Source organism: Marinobacter sp. F4216 (genome assembly GCF_019931195.1).
GTDB lineage: Bacteria > Pseudomonadota > Gammaproteobacteria > Pseudomonadales > Oleiphilaceae > Marinobacter > Marinobacter suaedae.
In genome coordinates this window covers 144,474-162,141 of the sequence record NZ_JAIOUO010000006.1, presented here as the reverse complement: position 1 = coordinate 162,141, position 17,668 = coordinate 144,474, and the positions used below count along the sequence as shown (strand labels likewise).

The following is a 17,668-nucleotide window of genomic DNA, read 5'->3' as shown; positions in this document are numbered from 1 at the left end:
GTCTTGGGGAACGATCAGAACATTTTTGCCAGTACCGGTTCCGGCAGCCGTTTCAGGAGGAAGCCAATGGGCGACCAAGGCCAACTCGGTACGTAGCATTCCTTTTTGCCGGACTCGATGGCCTTAACCATCGCCTTGCAGCCGGTCCGGACATCCACGGCGAAGGGCTTGTTTTTCACCTTCTCGTTAATCGCGGTATTGATATAGCCTGGATACAGTGTAGTCACCCGGATCGGAGATTTCGTCCTCGTCAGTTCGACACGCAAGCCTTCCGATAGTGCCGCGAGGCCCGCCTTGGTGGCACCATACGTAGTGATATTTGAGGGCATACCGCGCACTGCGGACACCGAGGACACGGTCACCAGGTGGCCATGGTTCTGGGCCCGGAAAATTTCCATGGCCGCTTCCATCTGCGCGAGGGCAGAGACAAAGTTGGTTTCTGCCGTCTGGCGATTGGCATCGAACTGGCCTGTCCCCAGTGGCCGGCCCATGCCGACACCGGCATTGACGATGATCCGGTCGATGGTGCCGAAGTCGTCCCGGAACGCGCGAAAAACGTCGAAAACTTGTGAGTGATTGTCCACATCCAGTGCACGAACACTCACCGTAATATTGGCGTGGGAGGCCTCTAGCTCGGTTTTCAGAGCGTCCAGGCGCTCTGTGCGGCGGGCACACAGGGCCAGATTGTTGCCCCGGGCGGCGAATTCGCGGGCCATGCCCTCGCCCAGACCAGAGCTTGCGCCGGTAATCAGAATGGTCGAACTCATACACACCTCCCTGTTGAGATAAGGTCCCCCGATCACCGGCCTGCCCGTCAGAAGTATAGCGTTTCCCGGGGATCGCCCGGGGTCCGGGGCTTTTTCTTGCGCTCGTCGGCCACGGTGGCCACCTGCTCGCCAATCATGGTCGGAATACCATCCGCCTGTTCCACCGCCAGCTCGATGGCGCGACGCTTGACCTCCACACCCGGATGCCGGAGGCGGAAAGCTTCCACTTCTTCAGACACCTGGCGCCAGAGTCGATCCCGCTCCTGCTGCGGGTACTCTTCTTCCGGGCGGTGCACTTCCAACCACACCTCGCCGCCAGACAGACCGATCTTTACCGGGTCGTGGATGACCTGCACCGGGGTGCCTTTGTCTACCTGATAAACGAAACGGGAAATGTCCTCGTTGTACATCCGGAAACAGCCATGGCTGACGGCGGTTCCCACTCCAAACTTTTTATTGGTGCCGTGAATCAGGTAACCCTCTTCACTGAGTAGCAGCGCATGAGTGCCCAGAGGATTATCCGGCCCCGGTGGAATCATCTTGGGCAGGTATTCACCACTGCGCTCGTACTCGGCCCGGATGCTGGCCGGGGGGTACCAGGCCGGAGATTCCAGGCGCATGGTGACCTCTGCGCTGGTCAGCGGCGAGGGGTTTTCTGCCGTGCCCACGCCAACCGGATACACCTGGACCCCATTGTCGGTGAAGTAATACAACCGGTATTCGGCCAGGTTAATCACAATGCCCTCACGGCGGGTTTCCGGTAGCACATACTGACGTGGCAGAGTGATGGTGGTACCTTCACCCGGCAACCAGGGATCCACGTCCGGATTGGCCTTGACCAGTTCCAGGTAACCCAGTGCGTTGCGGATTCCGATGTTAGCGAAGGTGTCTTCGTACCGGGTTGTGAATACATCCAGCCGACCCGCCAGGTCACCGTTCAACTCAAACGTCGGCACCCTGGGGGCGCGGTCATCCGCACTCTCACCGGCACCCTCGGCCTTATCAGCCAACGGCGCACTGGCTGTCGCATAGGCCGCAGGAGCTGCCAGGGCCAGCACGGTCAGGGTCAACACTCTGAACAACATACAATTCTTTTCCACATTCAACAGGTTATCTGTCTTCAGAGACCGTCTCCGGGCTCATGAGTTCATTACCGTGGCGGCCACCGTGACGACCGCCAGGACGACAAACAGCAGGCTCGCACCGATACGTGCCGTCGTCAGTGGCAGTCGCTCCATCAGCCAGCGGCCCGCCATAATAACCGGGATATTTGCTACCAACATACCCACGGTGGTTCCAATAATAACCCAGACGGTTTCCGTAAAACGCGCCGCCAGTACGACCGTCGCGATCTGGGTCTTGTCGCCGATCTCCGCCAGGAAGAACATGACGGTGGTGGCAGCAAAGGCGCCGAGCCCGAGAAACCGGGAATCGTCGCTGTCGTCCTTGTCGGGAATCAGCAACCATCCCGCAATGGCAATGAAGCTGATCGCCAGTATCCAGGGCAGCCAGGCCTCCGGAATCCATCCGGCAATCCAGGCGCCCAGCCATGCCGATAACGCATGGTTCAGAACCGTAGCCAGCAGTATGCCAAGGATGATGGGCAGGCGCTTGCCATAACGTACGACGAGAAACAGGGATAATAACTGGGTCTTGTCACCGATTTCGGCGATGGCTACTGCAGCCGTCGATGCGAGAAAGGCTTCCATATTGTGCTCCGGGGCGGATAACAGACATGAGGCAGCACATCTTCCGCCCCTCGGAGATGTCCTGCCTCAGGTCTTGCCAATTCCACCGAATTGTCGGTGGGACACGACAGCCATGGAGATTGAGCCCCAAGTGTGTTGACTGCCGTCCGCCATGTACTGAAGCGTTATGCGGAGGCTACTCCCCTGAAGGAGGGCAAATTTTAACCACTGCGTCACCGGCACGCAACTAGTCCCGCATTTTCCACACCGGAATCACCGCCAGGGCGACAAAGATGGCCACCAACCACCAGGCCGAGTGGAACGCCGTCAACGTCGGCACACCACCGCTGTGCTCCCCGAATTCAATGGTGAGGGCCACCATATTGACCCCCAGGGCACCGCCCAGCTGACGGGTAAAGTTGATGGTGCTGGAACCGGCACCCAGTTGCTCAGGAGGCAGGGGATTCAGGGCTCCGGTAGACAGTGCCGGCAACATGAAACCAATGCCGACCCGCCCGAGAACGGCCCAGAAGGCCAGCCAGAAGAACGCCAGCTCCAGATCCGACAAGGCAAACAGAACCGCCGAGCTGGCAAACAGGCCGATACCGATGATGACCAGCCGACGGGCGCTCTGCCTGTCGGCCAGTCGGCCAGCGATTGGAAACGTGATGCCAAGCACCACCCCGGCCGGCAGCATCAGCAAGCCGGCTTCCGTGGCCGAGAAGCCCAGCGCCGTCTGCACAAACAGGGGGATCAGATAGGTAGAGCCGAACAGGGCCAGCCCCAACGCCAGCGCACCAAGATTGGCACACAGGAATACCGGTTGTTTCAGCAAGGTCAGACGAGCCAGGGGGTGAGGCGTGCGGCGCTCATGGGCCACAAAGCAGACCAGCAATGTCGCGGAGACCAGCGCCCCGGCCACCACTCTCCACTCCTGGCCGGCCAGATCCTGCAAGCGGTTGAGGGTATCCAGAGTCACCCCGAGGGTTGTGCCCAGCAGTGCAAGACCAGTCAGATCGAACCGGTAGGATTCGGGGCGCCCCTCGGGCAACGGAAGAAAACGCCAGGCCATGAACACACCCAGCAGGGTGACTGGCGCAGGTGCAAACATCACGAAGCGCCAGCTCAGCTGATCGACGAGGAAACCACCCAGAACCGGGCCAAGCGCCGGCGCAAGGATCACCCCCATGCCATAAATGCCCATGGCGCGCCCCCGCTGATCCCGGGGAAAAATCCGGAACACCAGGTACATGCCCATGGGCTGCATCAGGCCGGCCATCGCGCCCTGCGCCACACGGGCAGCAATCAGCTGATCCGGTGACACGGCGAAGCCGCCGGCCACGGAAATGACGGCAAACAGGAACATGGCGCTGGCGAGGGTTTTCCGGATCCCCAGGTGATCCAGCAACCAGGCGGAGGCGAGCATGGTGGTGGTCATGGCCGCAATGAAACCGGTAGCCAGCCAGTGCACCTGGCCCTGACGGATACCAAACTCCAGCATGATGTCGTGCAGGGCCACGTTCACCACGGTGGCGCTGAGCACCGAAGCCATGGTGCCCAACATGACTGTCGCTACCGCCAGCCAGCGCCAGCGGGAACCGTAGCGGGCTATGAGGCCATCAACGGTTTGCTCGCTCAAGGCTTATTTCTGCTTTTCAGCGTTTTCCAGGATCTTGTGAAACACCCTGACAGTGCACTCGATGTCCTCGTCGCTGATGCCTTCCAGCATGTCTTCCCGAAGCTTTTCAGCGCGTTCGGACAGTTCATCCATAAAATCTCGACCAGCCTTGGTGAGATAAAGGCGACGGGCACGGCGATCGCTCGGGCAGGGGCGACGCTCAATCAGATCCTGCTGTTCCAGGCTGTCCAGCAGCCGAACGAGGGTGGGATTTTCAATCGCCATCAGGGACGCCAACTCTCGCTGGGTCAGTCCTTCACCGCCCTTGGACAGGTACACCATGGTGCTCCATCGGGCCTGGGTTACGCCGAGGTCCTTAAGGCGCTCATCGAGCATCTTGCGCCAGCGGCGGGTTACCCGGGCCACGGCAAAGGGGAATTGGTCTTTCATGGCGTAAACTCCATCATTAAGGCAGACATGGGGTCCGCCGAACACCGCATGGGGCCCTAAAAGCACCCACATACTCACCATATCGGAAGGCCAATAATAGTATGCTAATCATTCCGATAAAGACAAGTTCAACAACGAACAATCCAGCCTGTCGTGCTACGGGCTCTCCTGCCGTTGCTCCTGCAGTTTAAGCTCCTCGACCTCATGGGATTCGTGAAATTCGGTGTTCCGCGGATCCATCTCGGTGAGCACCGGCGATGTTTCCGGCATGGCCGGCACATAGTGCTCCTGCGCTTCCACGGGCACGTCTTCGGTATGACTGATCCGATAGCTGGTGATCACACACAGCAAGAACAGGAACCCGGCATTGCCCATAAACAGGCCAGCCGGCCCCAGTACGTTGATCAGCTCTGCCATCACTACAGGGCCAATCACGCTGCCCACGCCATAACTCAGCAATAGGGTGGCGCTGGCAGCGACGATCCGGTTGCTTTCCATGCGGTCGTTCGTGATGGCAACGGCAATGGGGTAGAGAGCAGCCGACAGCCCGATCATCAGCCCAACCGCAAAAGTGAGCAGCCAGAAATTGGCCGCCCCGAAGTAGGCCACCACCCCGGCAGAGCCAGCAGCCGTCATCGCCACCCAGAACATGACCCGACGACGATCGAAGTGGTCACAAAGCCGACCCAGTGGCCAGGCAACGATCATGGCTGCCACAATGGCGCTGGCCATGAAGCTGGAGGTCTTGGCCACATCCAGTCCAGTCAGTGTGGCGTACACCGGACCAAGCGCGTAGAAACCGCCCACCAGTACCCCGCAAATCAACGCCCCGGCCACGCCGGAGAAGGACTCCCGCGCGAGGGTGAATATCGAAATACGGTGTACCTGCTCGATGATGGGCGCCTCCATTCGGGTGAGGGCCAGGGGCACCAGAGCCAACGTGAGCAGAATAGCGGCCAGCGAGAAGGGCATGAAGTTGGCGGGATCGCTGACATTTACCAGCAACTGGCCACCGGCCGCCGAGAGATAAAAGACAATCTGGTACACCGCAAACAGAGCGCCGCGGTTTTCATTGGTTGCCCGGCTGGAAAACCAGCTTTCGATCACCACCAGAACACCTGCAACACTGAACCCGGACAGAGCCCGGAACAGGCCCCACACAGGCTCATAGATAACCATGGGGTACAGGAGCGCAACCACCGCTGCGACCGCAGCAAAGGCGGCAAACGCCCGGATATGGCCTACCCGTTCAATGATGGTGTGAACGTACAGGGTGCCGAGTACAAAGCCGATCGAGTAACAGACCAGGATCCAGCCGATAACGTCCGGAGAGACCTGCTCAAAGCTAAGGCGAATGCCCAAAAGCGTCATCAGAAAGGCATTGCCACTGACCAGCAGGACGATGCTGATGATCAGGGCAGACAGGGAGGCGACCATTCGGGTCATAACCGAAGACTCCGGGCATACCGCGGGGACGGCGAGGAAAAGGTGGCTTTAAGATACTGATTTAAGGACAATATTGTAATTCATATCTGTACCTGACTACCTACTAAGCAGTTCCCGAGATATCTCGGCAATTCTTACAAATCGGCCTGCAGCGACCGCCACCAGTGCATTTAACACTGTTTTACATTAAGGTCACGTAACACACCGGTTTTGTTATAGCGGGTAACATGAAAACAGATATCCATTCTCAACCCTTGAGCGCCTGGTTATGAAAAAGACGGACTGGCCCATCCGCTGGGATTTGCTGCTTCGCTATCGACTGATTGAAACCATTGCCCTGTGGGAAGGTCGTCTAACCACGAACCATATCTGTCATAGCTTTGGCATCGGCCGCCAGCAGGCCTCCAAGGACATCAACACCTACCTGCGAGAACTGGCACCGGATAATCTGGAGTACGACCGCCACCTCAAAGGTTACGTTCCGTCTGACCAGTTCCGGCCGGTGGTCACTCATGGCACCGTCAATGAATACTTTGACCTGCTGGCGCGTCAGCAAACCCTGAGCAGCACCTTTGAATCGCTGAATATCACCCTCCCGGAAAGTACCATACTGCAAGTGCCGGGCCGGGTGATTGAACCTGAAACCATGCGGGCAGTCATTTATGCCACCCGTCATGGCCGCCAGCTGAAGGCCAGCTATCTGTCCCTAAGCCGGCCGGAACCGGTAGAAAGCTTCCTCGAACCCCATACCGTCGTTTGCATCGGAAACAGCTGGCATGTGCGGGCCTGGTGTCACGCCAACCGGGAGTTCCGGGACTTCGCTCTCCACCGCTTCGTACGGCCACCGGAAGCCCTGCGTCAGCGGGCCAAACAGAGCAGCCAGCAAGACGAGGACTGGAATCGAGAGGTCACCATGGACCTGGTGCCTGACCAGCGCCTCAGCGAAGCCCAGCAGCAGATCATTGCCCGGGATTACGGCATGGAACACGGGCACCTGCACATCCGCACCCGCGCAGCGCTGGCGGCGTATACACTGTCCGCGTTGGGCATTACGCTGGACAGCCAACACCCCGACCCCCTGGTGCAGCAGCTGGAACTGGTTAACCCGGACCAACTCGGCTTTGGCAGCCGGCGCGAGCGTGCACTCAAGGCCGTTGCCGGCCTTAGCTAGAACACCGGTTTGAGCCTGCCTCCCGTGTTCCGACGAACACTTTCTGCGGCTCTGCTCCTCCTTATCCCCATCGGGTCGGTCGCCAGTGAGTGCGGCGCACCGGCCACGCCCATTTCCGAGATTCAGGGCTCAGGCCCCAGCTCGCCCCTGGCTGGCCAAACGGTAACGGTGGAAGGGATACTCACCCTGGACTCGCGGATGACCGGTGGCTGGCGAGGCTTTTACCTTCAGCAGGCGGACCATCAAACCGATGGAGACCCCGGGACCTCTGAAGCCATCTTCGTTTACACCCAACGTAAAGGGGGCAGAGCAGGCGACCGCCTGAGAATTACCGCCTCCGTTAAGGAATACCACGGACTCACCGAACTGGTGGGGGTAAAGCAGCTGAGCAACTGCGGCAAGGAACTCCTGCCGGAAGCCATCACGGTAACGCACCCCTGGAGCACGCCACCGGAAGCGCTGGAGAACATGCGCATCAGGCTCGATACCCCGCTGGTGGTGGTCGATAACTACCAGCTCGCTCGTTACGGCACACTTGCTCTGGCCGCCGCTGACGGGATCATCCCCACGGAAGTTTCCACCCCGGACGCCGCCACCAAAGGCAACGCCCAGCGCCTGGTTCTCGACGATGGTCGGGCAACCGAGCATCCCCGACCAATTCCCTGGCCGCCAGGCGGGTTATCGACCACACAGACGATCCGGGCGGGCGATCAGGTAGCGGGGTTGTCCGGTGTGCTGGATTTTCGGTTCGGGGAATGGCGGCTACAGCCGGACAGCGCTCCCGACTTCCAGAAAACAAACCCGCGAACACCCGCCCCCGAACGCCTACGGTCGCCTCACATCCGTGTAATGACCATGAATCTGGGCAATCTGTTTAACGGCAACGGCAACGGCAAGGGCGATGGATTTCCTGCTTCCCGAGGCGCCCGCTCAAACAAGGACTTTGAGGAACAACAACGTCGCCTGGTCAACGCGCTGACCGAACCGGACCCGGACATTCTCTCGCTCGCCGAGCTGGAGAACGACGGCTACGGCGCGAACAGCTCGGTCAGGGAACTGGCCAGCGCGTTAGGACCGGCCTGGCGCGTTGTGGAAACGCCCGGCGCTGATGGCTCCGATGCCATCCGGACAGCGTTGCTGTACCGGGCCGATCGCGTCCAGCCAGCTGGCAACCCCCGGCGGCTGACGACAGGACCGTTCCACAATCAGGGACGACCACCCATTGCCCAGGTATTCCGCCCCCTCAGTGGTGGTCCAGGCGTACGGGTGGTTTCCGTGCACTTCAAATCCAAAGGCTGCGGGGGCGCCCGGGGAGCCGATCAGGACCAGAAGGATGGCCAGGGCTGCTTCGCCAGCCGACGAACCCGCGAAGCAGAAGCAGTGCTGGACTGGCTGGCCACACAGCGGGATGATGACACCGTCGGAAGCCTGGTGACCGGTGACCTGAACTCCTACGCCAGAGAAACGCCGCTGCAGCGTTTCTACGCTCGTGGCTACACCAGCACGGTGCACGATCGGCATCCCTGCTCGGCGGAGCATTGCCCCTACTATACATTCCGGTTCAAGGGCGCCAGAGGCACGCTGGATTACGCCCTAGCCTCCCCCGGGCTGCAAGCAAGAGTTCTCGACGCGCGGGTCTGGATGATTAACGCCGATGAACCTCCCGTCATCGGGTACCAGAGTGACCTCGATCCCAAAACGGCCATTCCGTGGCGAACCTCAGACCATAACCCGGTCATCACCGACATCGGGCTCCATTAAGCGCACAACCATACGCTGAAACAGAGACTTATCGCACGGATTGTCGGGCCAGTTGGCCTGACAAGACTTCCATGGCCGTCATCAGAGCCATGGTACAGATGTACGAATACCCCATAATCGGAAACGTTGAGCAATACCCTGGAAGAGAACTTCACGGACGAGGACACACCATGCAAACCTCAACAGCAACGGCCCCGGATCTTGGGATGCCGGCTATCTACCTGCACCTGCTGGCCGAATTACTGGGTACCCTGGGCGTCGACGAGCAGGAGCTTTTACATCGCGTAGGCCTGAACCCACATCGGCTGAACTCCATGGACCTTCGGGTAAGCCAGTCCCAGGCCAGCGAGTTTGTTACCCGGGCCATTATCGAAAGCGGCGAACCCGGTCTGGGTATCATGCTCGCCAGGGAACTGAAGCTGCCCCTGCACGGTACCCTGGGTACGGCCGTCATGAGCAGCCAGACCCTGGCCGAAGCACTGGACCTGATGACCCGCTTTCTCACCCTTCGGGCACCTCAGCTGGAGGTAAGCCGGCTGATCAAAGGCGACAACGCCATCTACCGCGTCCACTGCGCCCGGGATCTGGGTCCGCTGCAAGGCTTCATCCTGGATGCCATGCTCTATGGCTGCGTCTACATGGGCAGCCAGCTGACGGGCACACTCGTGAAAGGCTGTCGCATGGAGCGAAGAGGTCCGGAGCCCGGCTACATCCACCGCTTCCGCCAGCAGATTCCCGTGCCGGTGATCTATGGAGCCATTGACGATGCACTGATCATCCCCGTGTCCCAGCTCGATTTACCGATTCGGTTCAGCGACGACCAGCTGGCTGCCGACTCCCGCTCCCAGTGCGAAGTCGCTCTGAAACAGTTAACCGAGGATGCGGGTTTCGCCTGCCGGGTGCGCTGGGTCATTGAAACCAGCCACCCCTTCCCGCCCAAACTGGCCAGGGTTGCCGCCACGCTGTTCGTGTCCGAGCGAACGCTCAAGCGACGCCTCCAGGAGGAGAGCATAAGCTTCCAGGCACTGGTGGATCAGGTAAGGCTGAAACAGGCCTGCGACCTGCTGGAGAAAACCGGGCTGAACCTCGGCCAGATTGCCGAGACCCTGGGCTACGCCGATGCCGCCAACTTCACCCGGGCCTTCAAGCGCTGGACCGGCATCAGCCCCAGCCAACACCGCAATGAATCGAGAAAGCCCCGACTTCGGGAACCACAGCATCCGGTGGCGGCAGCACTGTGATCAGTCGATGCCAAGGATCTTGTGCATCTGAAGGGTCAGGCGCCACTGGGGATGGGCGAGGCAGTACTCTGTCGCTTTGCGGGTGTTGCTTTGCTTGACCGGGTCCGCCCCCTGCTCAGGCATGGCCGGTGAGGCCATGGGGGACAGAAAGTAATGGCTGGCCTGGACGTGCTGGAACCGCTCCGGCATGGCCAGCGGCTGGGGATACACCAGTTTCAGCTCGTCACAGGTGGTGATCACCACCGGAGCATCGGCCTTGGGACTTACGCACAGCCAGTCGATGCCTTCCGGAGCGGGTAGTGTGCCATTGGTTTCCACCCCGACCTCGAAGCCTTCCTTATGGAACGCCTCGATCAACGGCTCATCCAGCTGCAGAAGGGGCTCGCCGCCAGTACACACAACATAAGGACGCCCCGGAGCGTCCGGCCAGAGTTTCCGAATGTGGGCAGCCAGTGCCTCGGGCGTGTCAAACCGTCCACCATTCTGGCCGTCTGTGCCGATGAAATCCGTATCGCAGAAGTTACACACCGCACCAGCACGATCCTTTTCCCTTCCGGTCCAGAGATTGCACTTGCTGAAACGACAGAAAACCGCCGCCCGGCCTGCCTGGGCACCTTCGCCCTGCAGGGTGTAGAACGCCTCTTTTACCCGGTACATCAGACCTGCACCTCATAGGTCAGCGGGTCTTTCACGCCATTAACGGAGAAGGCTTCCAGCCGCTCAACGCAGGAACCGCAAACACCACAGGCTTTATCCCGGCCGTTGTAGCAGGTCCAGGTCTGGCCGTAGTCCAATCCCAGCTTCAAGCCCTCGGCAAGAATTCCGCCCTTGTCCATCCGCAGGAAGGGCGCCTCAATAGCCACCGGCTGGTAGTTGGCAATACGGCATACCGCGTCCATTTTCTCGACAAACTCCGGACGACAGTCCGGATAAATGGCATGGTCCCCCCCATGGGCGCCATACCAGACGGCGCTGGCCCCCACTGTCACTGCGTAACCGGTGGCCAGGGAGAGCAAAATCATGTTGCGGTTGGGAACCACCGTCGACTTCATGCTCTCTTCTTCGTAGTGCCCTTCCGGCACATCGCGGTCATAGGTCAGTGCCGATCCGGACATGACCTCGCCCATGGCACGAATATCAATGACCTTATGGGGAATTGCCAGGGCTTCGCACACCGACCGGGCACACTCCAGCTCACGTACATGACGCTGACCGTAATTGAACGACAGGGCATAGACCTGGTAACCCCGGGCGCGAGCCCGGTGCAGCAATGTGAAGGAGTCCATGCCTCCGGAATAGATAACGACCACAGAATCGGTCATTCGGTAACCCCATATGGTAACAGTTGAACTTCAGTGGCTTACTGCCACCCCCCTGAAACACAGGGTTGTCATCAAGCCTTTACATTCAAAGGACAGATTGTAACAGCGCCGGACCCGACATGGTTCGCCTAACCGGTCCAGTACCGGTAAACTCGTCCAAAAAATAATGCATCAACTACACTGAGCCAATGATTAATAGCACCTGCCCGGCATTCATCGATTTCGAGGCCTCCAGCCTCGACCTGATCGCGAGCTACCCCATCGAGGTCGGAATCTGCATGCCGGACGGCACACTCCATAGCTGGCTCATCACCCCCCATGTTCTGTGGAAGGACTGGTCCGAGAGCGCAGAAGGCATTCATGGCATATCCCGCACGCTGCTTGATGCCGAAGGAATCGCCGTGCGCGAGGTTGCTCATCAGCTCAATGGCATGCTGCCGTCCCAGGTGTTCTGTGATGCCTGGACGTTCGACAGTTTCTGGCTGCACCGACTGTTCAAAGCCGCACGGGTACAACCGGCTTTTCAGCTGGAGTCGATCTCCTCACTGCTCAACCCGGCTCAGGTCCGCGAATGGTCAACGGTGCGCCAGGGTGTGATCGCAGATCTGGGCCTCCCCGTGCACAGAGCCGCCAACGATGCGCTGATCCTGCACAAGACCTGGCAGCAAATTCAGCTGCTCGGTTCATCGACGAGTGCGAGCTGATCCCGCCAGCGTCCCCTCCCCAATTCACGATGCGGTTAATCTCTCCTGGAGTCGGGAGTCCCTGACTTTTCTGCGGGCAAAAAAAACGCAGCCAAAAGGCTGCGTCAAAAAAAGGAGAGATCCATTGGGTTCCCAGCGCGGCGGGAACCTAGGATTGCACAACGTAAAAACACGTGACGATGCGAATTATGGCTCTGAGCCCTTGGTACGTCTGTACGGGTTTGCCGAAGCCGGCACCCTATTGCAAAGCGTCCATAACCCGATACACTGAGCTACAACCAAACCCAAGGGATACATGACCAGATGATTTTGAAAGCCCGACTCAGTACCACTGCAGTCTGCCTGCGAGCGCAGTCTGTTCAGCTGATGGTAAACGATTCATAACGGCTTTCGGTCAGTCCCGGGAGCCTTCTGAGCGACCGGGGCCGCTTCTCTGCTAACCCCCGGTCGCCTTTTGGCACCGGGGGTTTGTGTTTTTTGCAGCCGCAAAACAACAGTAGGGAGAAAACGTCATGAGAAGACATTCAACACGGCCCGCTACCAAGACCGCACCCAAGAGTGGAACTGGCCCGCTCAAGCGGCCGGAAAAACTGCCGCTACTGGATGCCATTTGCCGAAAACTGAACCAACGGGTCAATCTGGACGACGAACAGCGTGTCCTGGGTGTGTATGAGCGGGGCTGGATTTTCAAAGGCGTTCTGGGCAATCTGGATGGCGCCGAGGCGCGCTACGTTCGCGCACTCGCTGCCCGTTACAATTCCTGGATAGCCCGACAGGTAGCCTGAGAGGAAAACTGCGGGCCTGTCCGGTCAGTGTTGCCGGCTCAGGCCCTGCAGGGCTTGAACCTCCGCGCCGTGAACCATCACGTAATTGTTCACCACATCAAACACTTTTTCCTGAGAGTAGGGCTTGACCACGTAGCCGTTGGCACCGGCGCCGATTGCCCGCTGGATGCTGTCGATGGAGTCGTCCGCCGTCACCAGAACCACGTACTGCTCATCGCGAATCGTCTTGAACTCCTGCATCAACTCATGGCCATCGCCATCCGGCAATCCCAGATCCAGAAGAATAATCTGGAACTCCTGATCGGCGAAGGCGGCCCGGGCTGACGCCGCGTTCGCGCAGCCGACGACCTGGGTTGCACCGGCCTGGTACAACATGTCGATCAGACGCTCCTGCATAATCGGTTCGTCCTCAACCACCAGTACTCTGATCTCACTCATCGACTGCCTCCTGCCAAAGGTCCAAATACAGTCATTGTATTACTCCGGTTACAGTGCATCGTTGCCCGTCCGACGGGGTAAATCCAGCGGCTCCGGTCGTGCCCGGGTGGCCGGTGGTACATCCTGGTCCGCCCTGGTCTCGGAAGACGCCTCAGCATCGCCCCTGATCAGGATGTTGCTGATTCCCACCGCCGTGGAATACAAGGCAATGGCCAGAATCAACAGAACGGGCTGGATAAACGCGACGAAGCCCGGCACTTCCACGCTGCCAAGTATACTCAGGATCAGGATCATTGCGGGCCCCAGAACCGTGAACAGGGTCAAGGCAATAAAAAAGACAATCCGCTCCTTGTAGGGCCCCAGTTCCCGGTTACTGACCAGGCCAAGAACAAACTTGCCGATGGCAAGGCCCGCGAGAATGGCGGCAGCAATACTCAAATCCGGTCGTAACAGGGTTTCGTAGAGTCGGCCATCCCACAGCCGCTGCATGAGAATGACCAGGAACGGGAAGAGTACAAACAATACATCGGCGTAAGTCCCATACATCAAGCTCAGGGAATGACGCTCTTTGTGGTACGGGTTGTCAGTCATGACTTCTCTCCAACCTTACTTTCTCGGTTAATCCCTAATGGAGGATTCAGACGCCGCACGGGCCTGATCAATCAACTCCACCAGGCTATCCAGCTCTGTTCGGACGCGCTGCCAGTCCGGAGACTCAGCCTTCAGCAGGCCCTCGATCATGCCGGCCTGGCGGGTCATCCGGGGATATCCCATGGCACCGGCAGTGCCCTTGATCTGATGGACCTGGGACCGAAGAGCCAGAGCATCTCCGGTGGCAAAGGTCTGCTCCATCTGATCCCGATGCCCCGCCAGGCTCCGCCGGAACTTTCGGACCAGGTGCTTGATGTCTTGATCTTCCGACACCCGCCCGTGCTGACTTTTTGCCGGTGGCAAATAGCGCTCCAGCAGAGCCAGCAAATGGCCCTGCTCAACGGGTTTGTTCAGCGCCGCCTCACACCCGGCTTCGATAAGCGCATCGATTTCCTTCCGGTCACCGGCGGTAAACGCCACAATCGGCCGGCGGAAGCCCGCCTGTCGCAGCAAGCGGGTGGCGGCTACACCATCCATGTCGGGCATGTGCCGGTCCATCAGAATCAGTTGAACCGAGTCGGACAAGGCACGACGCACGGCTTCCTCTCCACTCGACACAGTGGTCACACCAAGGCCCTGACGTGTGAGCAAGCGCTCCATCAACTGGCGATTCTGTTCGTTGTCCTCAGCCACCAGTACCTGACCCTTGAACTTCGGTTCCAGTGATTCCACCGTGTCAGCATGCACATGGAGGTAACGCGCCAGCACCTCGTAGAAACGCTGTTTGTCGATCGGTTTGGCCAGATGCTCGTTGCAGCCGGCAAGCTTGTAATCCGCGATATCCTCGGCCATCACGTTGGCGGTCAGGGCGATGACCGGGGTATTGTTACCCGCTTCCCGCAGCGCGGCTGTGGCATCGCGACCGTTCATGACCGGCATCTGTATATCCATCAGAATCAGGTCGAACTCTTGCCGCAACGCCAGTTCCAGCGCTTCCGCGCCATTGCCCACATGCACCAGCTCAGCCCCGGTTCGGGCCACCAGCAGCGACACAAGGCGCCGATTCACCTCGTTGTCTTCAGCGCACAAGATGCGGCCGGACAGCTTCGGCGCCATCACCATCGGCAGATTACGCCGACGCTGGCTGAGCTCAGAAGCATCCCGCAGGAAGTGCACATCCGCCAGGGAACCGGTGCGAATCGACACCTCAAACTCACTGCCCTCACCGTAGGTACTGCTGACCGTGATGGTGCCGCCAAGCAGTTCCGCCAGACGACGGGAAATACTCAGCCCAAGACCGGTTCCACCATACTGACGGGAGATGGACGCACTGCCCTGGGCGAAAGGATCGAACAATCGCTCGAACTGCTCCGGCTTCATACCAATGCCGGTATCAACGATCGTAGCGATCAACCGCTCGCCCGGCGCATCGCAACGCACAATCAGGGAGATGGAACCCTTTTCCGTAAATTTCAGCGCATTTCCGCATAGATTAATGATGATCTGGCGCAATCGTGTGGGGTCGGTACGGATTTTCTCGGGCAGTGGGTACTCGCAAATAATCGAGAAATCGAGCCCTTTCTCCTTGGCCCGCGGCGCAAAAAAGGCGCGGATTTCGTCCAGCAGCTCGGGAAGGTGCACGGAAACTATATCCACACTGAGCTTGTTGGCGTCGATCTTGGAATGGTCAAGAATGTCGTTCACCAGATCCAGCAGATGTCGACCGCTGCTTACCACGGTTTCCGCACTGGTCTTCTTCTCCGATTCACTCAGCCGGGGATCCAACAGGGTTTCCCCATAACCGATGATGGCAGCAAGAGGGGTGCGGATTTCATGGCTCATGTTGGCGAGAAACTGACTTTTGGCCTGCGCCGAGTTGCGGGCAAGATCCTTCTCCAACCGCTCCTGTTCCCGTTCGCGCTCGATCCGCCGGCGCTGGTGGGTTTCAGTCAGGTCAATGCAGGTGCCTTCCAGATACAGCGGCTCACCATCGGAATCGTAGACCGTGTGCAGTGACAGGTTGGCCCATCGCTCCTCGCCATCGCGGTTCAGATACCGGGCCTCAATACCTTTGGCAGCACCCGTGCTTTCCAGCAGTTCAATGACCCGGCGCCTTAGCTCGTCATCGGCAATACAGCTTTCCAGTACATCCGGATTGCGCTCAAGCAATTCCTCGTTGCTGGCATACCCCATCAAGTCGGCCATGGCGGGATTCGCTGTCAGCAGGCGACGGTCCGGGGACATCTGGAACACGCCCTCAATGGCGTTATCAAACAGCGACTGGTAGCGCTTGAGGTTAGAGAGCGCCCGGCGACTCCAGTCCAGGGCTTCGCCCTGGACCTGCTTGATCTGGTCGGCGAGGGCAAAAGAAAACAGGATTACCTGGGCAACCACGCCAATCTGCAGGGAATAGTTGGTAAGCGGGTTCAGGGGCAAAACCCCCATCACCGTCAGCGCATAAACACCGAAGCCAATCAGCGCCATGGTCCAGGCGAAGAAGTAGGATTTCGCCGCCGGATTGTAATAGCGCCAGGAAACGTAACTCACCACGATCAGGTTGAGGCTGATCAGGATGGAGCCGATCACACTCCATTCCATCGCCACCTGATACGGCATGAAGAAACACAGTACAAAGGTGACAGCCACGACCCACAAACTGACCTTGATAACCGTGTCTAGATGGGGGGAACGCTCCTTCGTTTCCAGCAGGTGACGCGCCATCAGGAATCCCCAGAGCCAGATCGCAATAATCTGGAAATGCAGGTATTCCTTGCTCAACAGGGCAGGACGGCTCTCCAGCAACTGGATTCCGTGTACCTGTTCGGTGACGATGAAAATACCGGCCGATACCAGGTACAGCACGTAGTAGATAATACTGCGCTCACGGACCGACACGGCAACAAACAGGTTATAGGCCAGGATGGCGAAAATCGCCCCCAGCAGAACACCCCGGAAGGCTTCGTCGATGGAGATCTTCTCGATGTAGCTGTCCGGATGCCAGATACTCAGCGGAAGTCGAAAGGTGTTGGTATTGGTGATTCGGAGATACACGGAGGTGACCACCCCCGGATCCAGATCCAGACGGAAGGTCGGGTTGGGAACGGCCAAATCTCGCTCGGACCAGTTATCCCGGTATCCGGCCCGGGCCTGCTGTAGCAGTTCACCATCCCGCACCAGAAACAGGCGGACATCGTCCACCAGCGGCAACGCCAGCTCCAGAATCCAGTTGGTCCCTGCGGCGGTGCCCACTGGCCGCATGTCCAGCCGAACCCAGTAAGCGGAATCGGTATAGCCGAAATTCAGCGTGCCGCCATCGTGCAGGTTAAAAGCCCGGAGCCCGCGATCCTTGATATCAAAGAAGGCCATGCTCTGGTCCGGATCTTCCAGGTACCAGAGACAACCACCGAGGTCCTGGACGCTGCTGGTTCCGCTGCCGAGAATCAGCATTCCATCACGGCAAGGAGTCTGGCTTGCCTGCACTGGGGACAGCAAGGCCGACAGGAAAAACAAAAGCAGTAGCGTGCGGATAACTGCTGTGAGTGCTGGCGAACACCGGTGCCGCAAAATGTGATCTCCGCGAGGGCAGATGCCTGTTTTATGATTTATTGTCAGCATTCGATCCTGGGAACAACATCCCACTAAATTAGTACTTTAGTCCTAAAACCCTGGTAGCGCACCTCAAGGCT

16 protein-coding genes are annotated in these 17,668 nt (G+C 59.0%); 5 read left to right on the top strand and 11 right to left on the bottom strand.

What is annotated here, in order from left to right:
- Positions 1–14: 14 nt before the first annotated feature.
- From K8I84_RS12780 to K8I84_RS12755, 6 genes are all read right to left on the bottom strand, one after another.
- Positions 15–767 (bottom strand): SDR family oxidoreductase, encoded by a 753-nt coding sequence (locus K8I84_RS12780; protein WP_223795162.1) that lies wholly within the window; start codon positions 765–767, stop codon positions 15–17.
- Between the two features lie 47 nt (positions 768–814).
- Positions 815–1,852 carry a L,D-transpeptidase family protein gene (locus K8I84_RS12775; RefSeq protein WP_223795161.1) on the bottom strand — a complete coding sequence of 346 codons (1,038 nt, stop codon included), beginning with the start codon at positions 1,850–1,852 and terminating at the stop codon, positions 815–817.
- Between the two features lie 54 nt (positions 1,853–1,906).
- Positions 1,907–2,476 carry a TMEM165/GDT1 family protein gene (locus K8I84_RS12770; protein ID WP_223795160.1) on the bottom strand — a complete coding sequence of 190 codons (570 nt, stop codon included), beginning with the start codon at positions 2,474–2,476 and terminating at the stop codon, positions 1,907–1,909.
- A 226-nt stretch (positions 2,477–2,702) separates the two neighbouring features.
- Positions 2,703–4,019 carry a DHA2 family efflux MFS transporter permease subunit gene (locus K8I84_RS12765; protein WP_411722684.1) on the bottom strand — a complete coding sequence of 439 codons (1,317 nt, stop codon included), beginning with the start codon at positions 4,017–4,019 and terminating at the stop codon, positions 2,703–2,705.
- Between the two features lie 78 nt (positions 4,020–4,097).
- Complete coding sequence (locus tag K8I84_RS12760) at positions 4,098–4,523, bottom strand: MarR family transcriptional regulator (protein WP_223795158.1); 426 nt, start codon at positions 4,521–4,523, stop codon at positions 4,098–4,100.
- Positions 4,524–4,679: 156 nt separating this feature from the next.
- Positions 4,680–5,969: an MFS transporter gene (locus K8I84_RS12755; RefSeq protein WP_223795157.1), complete on the bottom strand. Its 1,290-nt coding sequence runs from the start codon at positions 5,967–5,969 to the stop codon at positions 4,680–4,682.
- A gap of 268 nt (positions 5,970–6,237) precedes the next feature.
- Here K8I84_RS12755 and K8I84_RS12750 point away from each other — a divergent pair, with 268 nt between their 5' ends.
- From K8I84_RS12750 to K8I84_RS12740, 3 genes are all read left to right on the top strand, one after another.
- The gene (locus K8I84_RS12750) at positions 6,238–7,140 is read left to right on the top strand and encodes a WYL domain-containing protein (protein ID WP_223795156.1); all 903 of its coding nucleotides are present in this window, start codon (positions 6,238–6,240) and stop codon (positions 7,138–7,140) included.
- 9 nt (positions 7,141–7,149) lie between these two features.
- Positions 7,150–8,901, top strand: coding sequence for an ExeM/NucH family extracellular endonuclease (locus K8I84_RS12745; RefSeq protein ID WP_223795155.1), 1,752 nt, complete (start codon positions 7,150–7,152; stop codon positions 8,899–8,901).
- A 170-nt stretch (positions 8,902–9,071) separates the two neighbouring features.
- Positions 9,072–10,142 carry an AraC family transcriptional regulator gene (locus K8I84_RS12740; protein ID WP_223795154.1) on the top strand — a complete coding sequence of 357 codons (1,071 nt, stop codon included), beginning with the start codon at positions 9,072–9,074 and terminating at the stop codon, positions 10,140–10,142.
- Here K8I84_RS12740 and queE read toward each other — a convergent pair whose 3' ends face one another.
- Positions 10,143–10,799, bottom strand: a complete 657-nt coding sequence (gene queE, locus K8I84_RS12735; protein ID WP_223795153.1) for a 7-carboxy-7-deazaguanine synthase — start codon at positions 10,797–10,799, stop codon at positions 10,143–10,145.
- Positions 10,799–11,464: a 7-cyano-7-deazaguanine synthase QueC gene (queC, locus tag K8I84_RS12730; protein WP_223795152.1), complete on the bottom strand. Its 666-nt coding sequence runs from the start codon at positions 11,462–11,464 to the stop codon at positions 10,799–10,801. Before queC ends, queE begins: the two co-directional genes overlap by 1 nt.
- A gap of 188 nt (positions 11,465–11,652) precedes the next feature.
- On the opposite strand from queC, the gene K8I84_RS12725 reads away from it, so the two are divergent.
- Together K8I84_RS12725 and K8I84_RS12720 are read left to right on the top strand one after the other, a co-directional pair.
- Positions 11,653–12,168, top strand: a complete 516-nt coding sequence (locus tag K8I84_RS12725) for a hypothetical protein (protein ID WP_223795151.1) — start codon at positions 11,653–11,655, stop codon at positions 12,166–12,168.
- A 512-nt stretch (positions 12,169–12,680) separates the two neighbouring features.
- Complete coding sequence (locus K8I84_RS12720) at positions 12,681–12,953, top strand: hypothetical protein (protein ID WP_223795150.1); 273 nt, start codon at positions 12,681–12,683, stop codon at positions 12,951–12,953.
- A gap of 24 nt (positions 12,954–12,977) precedes the next feature.
- On the opposite strand, the gene K8I84_RS12715 is transcribed toward K8I84_RS12720, so the two are convergent.
- Genes K8I84_RS12715 through K8I84_RS12705 form a run of 3 tightly spaced genes read right to left on the bottom strand, consistent with a single transcriptional unit; the run spans position 12,978 to position 17,597 of the window.
- Positions 12,978–13,391, bottom strand: a complete 414-nt coding sequence (locus K8I84_RS12715; protein WP_223795149.1) for a response regulator — start codon at positions 13,389–13,391, stop codon at positions 12,978–12,980.
- A 48-nt stretch (positions 13,392–13,439) separates the two neighbouring features.
- Entirely contained in the window at positions 13,440–13,982 is a 543-nt protein-coding gene (locus tag K8I84_RS12710; protein ID WP_223795148.1) for a hypothetical protein, read from the bottom strand.
- A 27-nt stretch (positions 13,983–14,009) separates the two neighbouring features.
- Positions 14,010–17,597 (bottom strand): response regulator, encoded by a 3,588-nt coding sequence (locus tag K8I84_RS12705; RefSeq protein WP_223795147.1) that lies wholly within the window; start codon positions 17,595–17,597, stop codon positions 14,010–14,012.
- Positions 17,598–17,668: the final 71 nt, after the last annotated feature.